Annotated in this window: 10 protein-coding genes, 1 tRNA gene and 2 rRNA genes; 8 read left to right on the top strand and 5 right to left on the bottom strand. The window is 51.4% G+C overall.

Translation table 11 applies throughout. The features are described from left to right. Positions 1-82: 82 nt before the first annotated feature. From J2741_RS10245 to J2741_RS10225, 5 genes are all read left to right on the top strand, one after another. Positions 83-502: a pyridoxamine 5'-phosphate oxidase family protein gene (locus J2741_RS10245; protein WP_209675159.1), complete on the top strand. Its 420-nt coding sequence runs from the start codon at positions 83-85 to the stop codon at positions 500-502. 200 nt (positions 503-702) lie between these two features. Beyond that, entirely contained in the window at positions 703-1,908 is a 1,206-nt protein-coding gene (locus tag J2741_RS10240; RefSeq protein ID WP_209675158.1) for a hypothetical protein, read from the top strand. Positions 1,909-1,995: 87 nt separating this feature from the next. After that, the gene (locus tag J2741_RS10235) at positions 1,996-2,829 is read left to right on the top strand and encodes an alpha/beta fold hydrolase (protein ID WP_209675157.1); all 834 of its coding nucleotides are present in this window, start codon (positions 1,996-1,998) and stop codon (positions 2,827-2,829) included. 144 nt (positions 2,830-2,973) lie between these two features. Beyond that, positions 2,974-3,591 carry a hypothetical protein gene (locus J2741_RS10230; protein ID WP_209675156.1) on the top strand — a complete coding sequence of 206 codons (618 nt, stop codon included), beginning with the start codon at positions 2,974-2,976 and terminating at the stop codon, positions 3,589-3,591. Next, complete coding sequence (locus J2741_RS10225) at positions 3,588-4,388, top strand: hypothetical protein (RefSeq protein ID WP_209675155.1); 801 nt, start codon at positions 3,588-3,590, stop codon at positions 4,386-4,388. The genes J2741_RS10230 and J2741_RS10225 overlap by 4 nt, the downstream gene beginning before the upstream one ends. A gap of 191 nt (positions 4,389-4,579) precedes the next feature. Here J2741_RS10225 and J2741_RS10220 read toward each other — a convergent pair whose 3' ends face one another. Then, complete coding sequence (locus J2741_RS10220; protein ID WP_209675154.1) at positions 4,580-6,016, bottom strand: P-loop ATPase, Sll1717 family; 1,437 nt, start codon at positions 6,014-6,016, stop codon at positions 4,580-4,582. A gap of 421 nt (positions 6,017-6,437) precedes the next feature. On the opposite strand from J2741_RS10220, the gene J2741_RS10215 reads away from it, so the two are divergent. The 3 genes from J2741_RS10215 to J2741_RS10205 all read left to right on the top strand — a co-directional run bounded on the left by J2741_RS10215 (position 6,438) and on the right by J2741_RS10205 (position 10,731). Continuing rightward, positions 6,438-7,049: a superoxide dismutase gene (locus J2741_RS10215; protein WP_209675153.1), complete on the top strand. Its 612-nt coding sequence runs from the start codon at positions 6,438-6,440 to the stop codon at positions 7,047-7,049. A 169-nt stretch (positions 7,050-7,218) separates the two neighbouring features. Continuing rightward, positions 7,219-8,127, top strand: coding sequence for a radical SAM protein (locus tag J2741_RS10210; RefSeq protein WP_209675152.1), 909 nt, complete (start codon positions 7,219-7,221; stop codon positions 8,125-8,127). 171 nt (positions 8,128-8,298) lie between these two features. After that, the gene (locus J2741_RS10205) at positions 8,299-10,731 is read left to right on the top strand and encodes a PEGA domain-containing protein (protein WP_209675151.1); all 2,433 of its coding nucleotides are present in this window, start codon (positions 8,299-8,301) and stop codon (positions 10,729-10,731) included. Positions 10,732-10,793: 62 nt separating this feature from the next. Here the strand turns inward: J2741_RS10205 and J2741_RS10200 are convergent, their stop codons facing one another. From J2741_RS10200 to J2741_RS10185, 4 genes are all read right to left on the bottom strand, one after another. Further along, the gene (locus J2741_RS10200; protein ID WP_209675150.1) at positions 10,794-11,129 is read right to left on the bottom strand and encodes a TfoX/Sxy family protein; all 336 of its coding nucleotides are present in this window, start codon (positions 11,127-11,129) and stop codon (positions 10,794-10,796) included. 429 nt (positions 11,130-11,558) lie between these two features. Next, positions 11,559-11,680: ribosomal RNA gene (gene rrf / locus J2741_RS10195) — 5S ribosomal RNA — on the bottom strand. 309 nt (positions 11,681-11,989) lie between these two features. Then, positions 11,990-12,111: ribosomal RNA gene (gene rrf / locus J2741_RS10190) — 5S ribosomal RNA — on the bottom strand. 6 nt (positions 12,112-12,117) lie between these two features. After that, positions 12,118-12,189, bottom strand: a tRNA-Cys gene (locus J2741_RS10185). Positions 12,190-12,267 lie beyond the last annotated feature (78 nt).

The raw sequence follows: 12,267 nt of genomic DNA, 5'->3' as shown, positions 1-12,267 counted from the left end.
CACCGGGCCATAATAAATCCGGGCCGATACGCCTATTTACTCCCCCGCATTAAAGGGTGGATCAGGATAGGAGGTGTCCCCGATGGCGGACAAGTTAATGGAGTACTTCAACAGGACAGACAGGATCGGAACGCTCAGCACCGCGAACAAAGACGGAGTCGTCGACAGTGCCGTATTCGGCTCCCCGAGAATGATCGATGCGAAGACGGTGGTCATGGGGCTTGGGACGAACCGGACCCTTGAAAACCTGCAACAGAACCCCCATGCCGTGTTCATGATCATCGAGCCGGGGAAGACGGTCATGGACTGGAAGGGGATTCGGGTCTACCTCAAGGTGAAAGCGCTCGCTACTTCGGGCGAGCTGCTCGAGACCTTCAAGGCCCGGATGGAACAGATCGTGGGGAAGGAAGCGGCCGACATGGTGCATGCCACCGTGACCTTCGATGTTGTGGAGATCCGCCCGCTGATCGACATGGGGCAGGGCTGGGAGATGTCGATCTGAATCAAAGCCGTCAGACATCATTGAACGCAACATACTCCTAAAGAGACCTGGAGATCGGGTGATTGCAGCTTCTGTTACGAAGAGTCTCCCTTGAATAATTTCTAAAATTGAATATTTTCTAAAGGATACTAACGATAAAATTATGTTTACCTCCTCTGAGTCACTATCACACACCCATAGTATCGGGGGGAAAATTAAACATGGATCTCAGATTTGTATCGCTGATTGTCGCGATGATATTCTGCGGAGCGCTGGCCGCTCCGGTCGTGGCGGACGAAGGCTTCTGGAAGAGCAGGTCGATCGACACCGAGCGGGATGACCTGGGTTACTATTGTTCGCTCCGGATAGATGAGGAAGACAGGGCGTACATCGCGTATTATTCCGAGACGGACGATAGTCTTCACCTCGCATGGGAACCATATTCGTGGGATTCCGCCTCTGCCTCGGGCAAACCGTATTTCGCGTGGTCCCGGATAACCCCTGCAGGGAGCACCCTGGGAAAAGGGGTCTCTCTCTGGGTGAATGATACCGGCAGGAGGTTTGCGTTCTCCTGCGTGGACAGTTCATTCCATATTTATCTCGGCGAGGGTGGGTTCCGGCCGGCAGGGCGCGACGGGTACGCCCCTTATATCATCTCGATGACCGATGAGACCACAAGGTACATCATAGCCGCCGGCCCGACCTCGATCTCCAGGTATTATGATACCTACACTATCGTAACGGACATACTCTATCTGAACGGGTATCTCCAGACACCAGGCCTGAGCAGAATGTCAATTCACAATTGTACTGACCCCCTGAACCAGAATTGCAACGGGACAACGGTCCAGAACCGGGTTGTCGGCAGCAACAACAGAGGAGAAGGTCAATCGATTGCACGTGATGTCCGGAACTTTGTAGCCTATGGGGAATGCTGGTACGACAATATCAACGGGACCCTGCAATATATCAATCTCCGCTACGGGGGCCTCCATGACGTCGTCGACGGATCTTCCGCGCCCGCAGGGACGTACTGTTCGCTCGCCTACGACAGCAGAGGTGACCCCCACATAAGTTACCAGGGAATTTACGACGGGGGTGTGCTCAAGTATGCATCCAAAAAGGATTCCAACTGGACCATTGAGACGATAGACACCACGCGGGGGGCCGGACAATACAGTTCGCTGGTCATCGACCTAAACGACGAGCCGCACATCAGTTATTCGACCGGAGCGCAGCTGAAGTATGCGTCGAAGAACGGCACCGAATGGTACACCCAGGTGGTCGACACTACCCCGACCCAATGGACATCCATCGCGGTCGACAGCAAGAACCGCCCGCACATCGCCTACTACGACTCGAGGAAAGGAGATCTGCGGTTCGCCTGGTGGGAGCCGTACCTTAGGGGGAGGCCGTTTCCCAGGTAACCTTTTTTTTTATTTTTATCCTGCGGCCAATACTTATATCATCGATACTGCGTAAGGGCATGCGGTTCATCAGAAGGAGAAGAACGCATGCCATATATTACCGTCGGGAAGGAAAATTCGGGAAATATCGACCTGTACTATGAAGATCACGGTACGGGAACGCCGGTCGTGCTGATCCACGGCTGGCCCCTGTCCGGTGCATCGTGGGAGAAGCAGATCACGGCCCTGATCAGCGCCGGATACCGGGTGATTACGTATGACCGGCGTGGATTCGGCCGATCGGCCAGGCCTTGGGCGGGCTACAATTACGATACCATGACCCGGGACCTGCACACGCTGCTGGAGAAGCTCGACATCCGGGACGCGACCATCGTCGGGTTTTCCATGGGTGGCGGAGAGGTCGCCCGCTATCTCGGGACCTACGGACCCGACCGGGTGAAAAAGGCGGTATTTATCTCGGCGATCCCGCCGTTCCTCCTAAAGACCCCCGATAACCCTGCCGGGGTGGAAAAGGCGGTTTTCGACCAGATCCAGGCGGGTCTCGCCGCCGACCGGCCGGCGTTTCTCACCCAGTTCTTCGCGAACTTTTACAATGCGGACCTCCTGAAGGGGACGCGGATCAGCGACCAGGCACTACAGCTCTCCTGGAACGTCGCGGCCGGGGCCTCTGCCCGGGCGAGCTACGAATGCGTCAACGCCTGGCTCGAGGACTTCCGCGGGGATCTCACACGGATCACCATTCCCACCCTGATCGTCCACGGCGATGCGGACCGGATCTGTCCCTTCCCGGTCACCGGGAAGCGGATGCACGACGCGATCAAGGGGAGCACCTTTGCGGTGATCAAGGGCGGACCGCACGGCCTGATCTGGACCCATGCAGACGAGGCGAACAGGGCGCTGATAGAGTTTTTAAAGAGGTGATTAGAACCGCGATCAGCGGTAAAGAACAGGGCATCTTCTATTTTAATCAGAATATAAAAACCGGAATCTTTACTTTTCGGCGCCCGGATTATCTGATATCGATCCGTCATGTACATTCATCGATTTGTCCCTGTAATTCTCCTGGTGTCCTTCCTTATTGCCCCTCCTACATTCGCATCCTCCCTTCCGGCACCTCTGGTCGTCTGGGAACGGACCTATTCGCTCGGCCTTGAGAGCCAGGCCCGCGATATTGTCCTGATCGGTGAGGGCGGGTATGCAATTGCAGGCGTCACCCTTGTTTCAGATAGTTCGTACAATACTACCAGTTACGAACTGACTCCCCAGAATTCCGACGCGTTTCTCATTCGGACCGATGAAAATGGAAATGAACTATGGGCCAGGACCTTTGGTGGTTCCGCAAGCGACGGAGCATATGCATTGGGTGAAACCCGGGATGGAGGTTTCATCCTGGCCGGATATACGAGTGATCCGGATCACCTCGATGCGGACCGTACCTTGTCCGGACCGATTCCGCCGGGAATGTGGTATGGGAGAAACACTACGATTCGAACCCCGGGTTCGATGCACTTCATACAGTGTGCGCACTTCCGGACGGGAATTTCATTGTTGCCGGCGAGACCGACCAGGGCCAGGATTACGGGGGTCGAGCAGGATATCTGGCCGAAACCGACCAGAATGGCGGGATCCTGTGGGAAAAATTGTTTCCGGGAACGTATGGCGAGGGGGATCCCGGCGGAGTGAGATCACTCGATTGTTCGAGTAGTGAGGGTTACCTCCTCGATATCTACGGGGCACCGGCCCTGGTTCGCACCGATGCACTGGGAAACGTGATCTGGTCGGCGTATAACGATACGATTCTGGCTGACACCCGGTTCGCACCGGACGGAGGTGCGATTGTCACCGGGGTTACACCCTCCCAGGTGAACCGGTATCCACTCCTCCTACTCCAAAAGACCGATCCCACCGGGAAGCCGGAATGGACAATGCCGCCACCCCACAACTGGAGCTTGGGCCGGGCGGTCGAGGCGACGTCGGATGGCGGGTTTTTGGCGATCGGGACAATTGCCATTTTTAATGAGGAACCAGCTGAAATCAGGGAAAATACAACCTACAATTTAGGTATCCTGCTCGTCAGGGCCGATATTCAGGGCAATACTCTCTGGACTTCCACGCTTTCAGCAGCTAATTACAATGAAGGAATAAAGGTCCATGAAACCCCCGATGGAGGATATATCGTGCTCGGGACTACAGCGGACGAGGCGGGTCTGGAATACTTGCTTTTCCTGGGAAATATACCGGGAAAGATCTATCTCGCGAAACTGGCGGGTTATGAGGTTACTGGCGATGGGATAGTGTCACAAACGCCCTCGTTTACTCCTATTACCACTGTTACTCCGGTTATATCTGTTGATCAGGTTTCACAAGGTGCGGAGGACTCACCAGGCGCTACCTCGACAAGTCAGGAAATTCCTCTTGTAATTGCTCCCTTACTCGCAATTCTGGGGCTAATTGTGGTTATTTGGCATGGAAAACGTTGATTCGGCCGGACACCGGGCAATGAAATGACCCTGATAACCTTCCTCATCGTAATCATTTTACTGCAACGTAACCCAATGAATCTCTATTAGGAATGTTAAATTTTATTTTTTATGTTTTGACTCATAAAGGAATGACATACTTACAGAACTCGATAAAAGGTGGAAGGCAAAGAGGTCTCAAAATATTTAATTCAAGGAAGACTTAACCCTTTTCTTAAACCTTTATGGATTATTATATTTGAATGCGGATCAAAGCTGGAATACCTATTTCTATATTTCCAAGAAACGAAACCCGCTCTATCAATATTTCCTATAGCATTACAATCATACAATATTGGTAAAATTTTGGTTAAAGTTAAATCCGAAAATGATACATCTGATTGTGAAAAAGCTTCGATTTCGTGTAGTGAAAATGTGGGTCGTCTCATTGCAGACAATAACAATATTATCTTTTCAATTTCTTCATTTGACAGATACCCTACCAATTCATCTTTTATTTCAGGTACGAGATAATCTAATGAATAACCTCTCAATCCATTTTTTATGTTCTCAACACTAGGTCTTTCTCGATTTTGTATCTTAGAATGCTCTTGAATTTTATTTAGTAATTGAATGATATCTCTCGGTGTGTGTCGGGTATTATCAAACACTTGTCTAATTACCGTTGTATTTCCCTTATAATAATGGGGGAGATATTCATCAAATACATCAACTTCACGATTTAGTGATGCATATGCTCTTAGATTGATTAATTTTACTAAATTCGTAGATTTAATATCGGTTACGTCTTGATACCAATCCAAAACAAGAGCCGAATCTTGTTTAATTTTATTTTTATTTGTTCCAGGAAGTTTTTCAAATAAATCGGTTCTACATAAAATGATAATTTTGGCTCTTATTGAATTTTGTTTAAATTTTCGATTAATTCTGTCTGCTGCAAGGATTAGAGATGATAAAGATACATATTGTTTATCTCTTTTTGTTAATACATCATCCAAACCATCAATGATTACAATATGCTGATTTTTCCCTTTGATTGAATAGCAAATATCCTTCAGTACACTATTTAGATAGTTAATATCTAATTTTTTTCCTCCAGATTCAGCAGTGTATGCATATTCCAATATTTTCGGTAGCCCTACCTTGAACTCTCTTCTTGTAGCTTTTGTCACCATTTCAGATAAATTCTTACTCGGCAATACACCCGATTCTGAGAGCACTGACTGTAATTTTGTTAATTTCTCATAGGGTTCAATATCACGATCTAAATAAAAATTTTCTATAAAACTAATTAGAATTAATAATTCCCAATGAGAAGGATATCTAACCTCAGGAGGTTCTTCCCGACCAGGAATAATTTCATTAAACCGATTAAATGGAAAATCCTCTAAATAATGGCTTTTAACAAAAACGGTACGACTATCGGATAGAAGTTCAATTCGCGACCCTATTGCCGATTTTCCTGAACCTTTCGGGCCTAAAACCAAGAATTTATCTCCATTCATTAATTGATCAATATATCCATTTGAATCCAAAAATCCTTTAAGCAAAAGATAGGGTTTATTTGATCTTTCATTTTCTGCTGCGGCTAAACCAAATTCTATATCATTAAATGACAATTTTATCATTTTTATTTAATTTCTCACTACTTAACTAGTTTACTCAATAAAATAAATAAAATGCAATACCCATTTTTTGATTACATTGAAACCCAAACTAAACTGATTCCGCGGGGGGTATTCCTGATCTAGGGACTAAATACCTTGCCGCCATTAGGGTATGTTCTCCTAGTTCTTAAATCGAGAAAAGGGGGAGATGGCTGTCCGGTCAGGCCGGATATCAGATGTCACGCTCGAATGCGGTCGAAGTCACGGGTAATGTTCCGGTAAAGCTCGAATAGTAGTACTGATTAATTTGATTTGATACGAGCCTATGTGCCTAATATGGATTTTATCCAAAGTCCTTTCATCTTCACCCTCTTTTTCACTGCATTTTTCACTGTAACAAATAGCATTAATATGACCGTGGGAATAAAGGAATGTGGTAACCATGGAAAAGTTCTACACGCTTCCGACACTTCCGTACGACTACAAGGCGCTCGAGCCGTATATCTCGGAAACCCAACTCACCCTGCACCACACGAAGCACCACCAGGGATATGTGAACGGGGCGAACGGCATCTTCGAGAAGTTCGACAAGGCCCGAAAAGAAAAGACAGATTTCGATGTGAAAGCGACCCTGAAAGAACTCTCGTTCCATGTCGGAGGATACGAACTCCACGACCTCTTCTGGCGGAACATGGCGCCCGCTGGCAAAGGAGGCGGGGGACTCCCCAAGGGAAACCTTGCGAAGGCAATCGACGAAGAATTCGGCGGATTCGACCGGTTCAAGAAGGAATTCTCTGCCGCCGCATCGAGCGTGGAAGGATCAGGCTGGGGAGTACTCAGTTACTGCCCCGAGACAAAACGACCGCTCATCGTGCAGATCGAGAAACACAATGCCAACCTGTACCCGGGTTACCCGGTCCTCATGGTCCTTGACGTCTGGGAGCACGCCTACTACCTCGATTACCGGAACGACCGTGGGAAGTTCGTCGAGGCGTTCTGGAATATTGTGAATTGGAACGAGGTGGAGAGGAGGCTTGCGGGAGTGATGAGGTAACACCTCATATCATTTTAAGGTCATTTCAAATATTTTTTAGAGATAATAGAATCCCACATAAGCCACTCTGACTTTGCGATACGAGTGTGCATACTAGTAACGTTCCCGAAGACAAGCTGTTTTAAGGCCTACGGATATAATCCTGCTCATTTCCGGAGATTCCAAGGTCATGATAACCCAGGTGCATATCCTTACAACCTACATGTGTAATATGTCGTGCGAACACTGTTTCGTCTGCAGCAGCCCGTATTCGGAGGGGACGTTCACCCCCAGCCAGATAACCACGCTCCTCGATCAGACCGATGCCCTGGGGACCGTGCAAAAGATCTACTTCGAAGGCGGCGAACCGTTCCTCTTCTATCCGGTTATGCTCAATGGCATACGTCAGGCCAGAGACCGGGGATACGCCGTCGGTATCGTGACCAACGGGTACTTTGCCACCTCCATAGAGAACGCCCGGTGTTTCCTGGAACCTTTTCCTAATCTCGGGCTTTCGGATCTCAGTATCAGCGAAGACGTTTTCCATTACGAGATCCGGGAGGAAAATGCCGCCCGGCGGGCATTCCGGGCAGCAAAGGAGATGGGGCTGCCGGCAAAAATCCTCGCCCTGGAGCCGGGGGCATCGGGTCCGGAAATGAGGGGATCTCCGAGAGAGGAAAAGAAAGGAGTCGTCACCGGCGGGAGCATCATGTTCCGGGGGCGGGCTGCGGCGAAACTGAGCCAGTATGCCGACGCCCGCGACTGGCAGGAATTCAGGACCTGTCCCTACGAGGACTTACGGGAACCTTCGCGGGTACACGTGGATGCATTCGGGAATGTCCAGATATGCCAGGGGATATGCATGGGAAATGTTTGGAAACACCCGCTCGAAGAACTCGTCAGGAACTATTCACCAGAAAACCATCCGATCTGCGGACCGCTTCTGAAAGGGGGACCTGCACAACTCGCCCGGGACCTGGAGTATACTCCGCCGGCGACGGTTGCAGATGCCTGCCACCTCTGCTACCTTGCACGGAAGTCCTGCCGGGAGAAGTTCCCGGGAATTCTCGAGCCGACGCAGGTATATTGCGACGAGTGAACCATCCCGGGTCGTGACCCTGCCGGCACTAAAAAATGGATCATGACGTGAATTGGGGCATTCGCTACACGGGCATATCTTTTTTATCCAAAACATTGAGTTACACCTTCAGAACCCAAGGTAGAATAGATTATCTGTAACTCCAAAAGATCGAAATATAGGTGGAATCTCATGAAATTTCGTTATATAATTCTGGTTCTATTCCTCTGTATCCTTATCACAGGAGCAACTGCTCTCCCTTCGGAAGGGACCCTGTATGTCGCATCCTCCCCAACGGGGGCGACCATCCTCATCAACGGCGCAGAACAAGGGGTCACGAACCAGTTCGTCACCAACATTACCGCAGGTATGCAGAACCTGACACTGGTGAAAGAAGGATACCAGCCATATACTACCGTGGTCAATGTTCCGGCCGGCGGAGTGAAGGTCCTGGCTCCCATTACCCTCACCAAGGGAGAACCGTCGCCGGGGGTAACCGGAACCCTGTACGTGTCCACGTACCCTTCAGGTGCCACGATTCTCATCAACGGAACCGACCACGGCATGACCGACAAATTCGTGACGGATGCACCTGCAGGAGACCAGAACCTGACCCTGGTGAAAGAAGGCTACCTGCCGTACAGCACAACCGTCACGGTTCCGGCCGGTGGAGTGAAGGTCCTGGCTCCCATCACCCTCACCAGGGGAGGACCGTCGCCCGAGGTCACCGGAACCCTGTATGTTGCCTCGTACCCGTCGGGTGCCACGATTCTCATTAACGGAACCGACCACGGCATGACCGACAAATTCGTGACGGACGCACCTGCAGGGAACCAGAACCTGACCCTGGTGAAAGAAGGATACCAGCCGTACAGCACGACCGTCACGGTTCCGGCCGGTGGAGTGAAGGTCCTGGCACCCATCACCCTCATCAAAGGAGGACCATCGCCGGAGGAGACCGGGACCCTGTACGTGGCCTCCTATCCAAAAGATGCAACCATCCGTATCGATGGCAACATAAGCGGGATCACCGATCGGTTCGTGAACAATCTGCCCGCAGGGAACCATGTCCTCACCCTTACCCTCGCCGGATACGCGCAATATAGCACGAACGTCACGGTTCCGGCTGGTGGAGTGAAGGTCCTGGCACCTATCACCCTGATTGAGATGAGCGACGAGCATCGGGCTGAGATCTTTCGGGCAACCCTTGAGGAACACGGATTTATTGTCAACAGCGGCCAAATGACACCCGTCGATCCGATCGTCGATCTGCTGGACTCCGGCATCGGCGATTCGGCCAACGGCAACAACGCAGGCCAACCCTACAAAGTGCTGATGGTCCCGGTCTCGCCTTTTGGAGAAGATAATCCCTTCGAGAGGGGGATCACGATTCTCCGGCTCAGGCCTGACGAGGGGGTGATCTACCTGGGGCCGACACCCCCGCCGTGCGATTACTTCAGCTTCACGGTCTACCTCTGGGTCCGCCACAAAGACAGCCTCGTTCCCAAAGGGGACTGGATGAACGCCGCCGTGAACGACCCGCTCAACAACGCCCTGATCAAGACCGAGGGGGGCGGCACACCCTTCGGCCAACAGACGATGGTGATCTTCACGCCGGACAGGGGTGTCTACGAACGCGTAGCGGCCCATGCCCGGGAGGCCGGCTATCCCGAATCCATGATCAATCCTTATATCATTCCTTCCGGGCTGCTGAACCTCGGCGTGTATCCCGAGACCCCGCTCGCCGATTCGTTTATCATCCTGTTGCGCACGGCCAACTTCGTCAGCAAGACCCAAGGGGACCAATACCTCAGTGATAACCACTATGCCAGGGTATGGCGGGTTACGCCCGAAACGGCGCCGGTACTGGACCCTTACCCCACGCCCGACCCGCGGGTCCGTAAATGGAAGAGCGAGCGCGAGCTCTATCCCGACCTGGAAAACGGGCTGGAGCGATTGAAAAACGCCATCATCGCCCAGACGCCCAATGCCTCGTACGAATCCTATGAATCCATCCGCTGGTTTGCCGATTCAAGGGATGTGCTGGAGGAGACCGACCCGAGCTCGCCCCTTTACCACAAGTTCGTAGCCGGGGAAGGCTCCGACACGCCCTACCTGCGGACGTCGCTCTCCGGCGAGGCGGCCAATTTCGTGCTGGGAAACGACGATATGGTGGTGGTCTACGGGGTCAACCATGCGGCAACCGGCCTGGCTACCTATTCCAATTTCGGGGTGTACGGAGACTGGATCACCTGTTCGTGCCAGGACAACCCGATGCAGTACGTGTTCGGGTGCGGCGACCGCAGCTGGAACGGCGTGACAGGCATGAGCAGTCACGTTTTCACCGGGAGCGCAGAGGAATATATCCCCGGGGACCCGATGGCTCCCTACCTGTACGCGGTAAAGGTGCTACGCCAGCCGCCTCAAGACACGAACGAAAAATACTATGTCGTGGTGCCGACCTCGACCCCGGAACATCCTTGTGCAGAGCCCGGCTATTGTCTCGGGCTCGATGACCCGATAATGATCGGTTACCGGGCCTACCTCAATCCGCACACGGCCTCCGGTGCCGATTACGACGACATCATTCATGACCGGGCGATCCGGTTCAGTTTGGGAGAGTAGGTCCAGGAGAACGTGGAAATAGCATCAATTAAGGGTATCATACCCGATTTGCGGCCCCTTTTTTATTCTTCTGCTGAGCGATAACTCGCCTCGATAAAGGGGATATACCGATCGACATCTGAAATATCCTTAATCCTGATATGAATCCATTTTTTTATCACCCTTCCATGACCGACGAAATACTCCGCATCAGTCTCGTTCAGCAGGGCCGCTTTGCGGTCTTCATCGAGGCGCGTAAGGATGATGCCCCCGCTCACAAGCATCGCGAAAATTGTTCCCCCGCGTGCATAGGACGGAGAGCCGAACATCATCTTTTTCGTTACGTCAGGCCAGGAAAGGACAATCTCCTCGAATTTTTCCCTTAATTCTTTTGATTCGGATTCGGAATAATACGGCATGACGGTTTTCACCGGGTTCTTGTCAGATTCTCAGAAGTCCAGGATATTAATAATGCCGGGATCGAGAATTCTCCGGCCAAACACCTTTTTCCTTAATCCGAAACCGTTGCGATGACAATCAACTCTATAACGATTCCGGGAGCATTGTCCGCGAAATTGTATACAGGAGAACAACTGGCTTTCTGTGGATAATTTTCCAAACTACGGCTGCAGGCCACGAACCTGCCGGCATCCTTTACGATGCAGGCAATAAAACCTCCTTCTCCAGGAGAAAACCCGACTGTCATCAGGCCGAAAGGATCCTGGAACCCCGCGAACGCATCCGCTACCCGGTGTGCACTTCAGAAAATACGCAATTTCGTGAGCCTATATTCCCACGAGAAAAGCCTTCCAGAATTAATTCATAATTCAGGCTGATTCAAAGAAGGGTGACGGCAGCGTGGAGTAGTTCCCGAGGACTCGCGTACCTCAGTACAGTACTCTACGTGAGCCGGCTTAACTTCCGGGTTCGGAATGAGTCCGGGTGTTGCCCGGCTGCTATGGCCGCCGTCGCCCGACACCAGGTCCCGGGTATGAACCGGAATTTCTGGAATTCCTGGTAGAATTTTGCGGATACTGGCAATTATAATTTTGAGTATTCACCGCAGGCCGCGAACCTGCCGGCATCCCTTGCGATGCAGGTGCGATTGAACTCCGCGTCCGGGAAAAGATCCGATTGCCTGTAAGGTCATGGCGGAAAGATCATAGTATCCCGGGAGCGTGTCCGCTCAAAGGTTTGCACTTCAGAAACTATCGCGAGCATGTATGCTCACGGAATAATCATGCAGAACTGATTGGATTTTTCGATGCAATAAGAAGGGTGATGGCAGCGTGGAGTAGTTCCCGAGGACTCGCGTACCTCAGTACAGTACTCTACGTGAGTCGGCTTAACTTCTGGGTTCGGAATGAGTCCAGGTGTTGCCCGACTGCTATGGCCGCCATCACCCAAAGCCAAGGTCCGGACTTGAACCGGAGTGTAGTTGATCTGCAGTCAACCGCGTAGCCTCTCCGCCACCTTGGCAGCCGCGTGATAGCCCTATACTCTACGATAGCATTGGCTATAAGGTTTGCACTCAGAATTTCGTCTGGGTTTGACGTG

The sequence above is a fragment of the Methanolinea mesophila genome (assembly GCF_017873855.1).
Lineage (GTDB): Archaea > Halobacteriota > Methanomicrobia > Methanomicrobiales > Methanospirillaceae > Methanolinea_B > Methanolinea_B mesophila.
The sequence above is the reverse complement of the archived record's forward strand: the minus strand, read 5'-3'. Positions and strand labels throughout refer to the sequence as shown.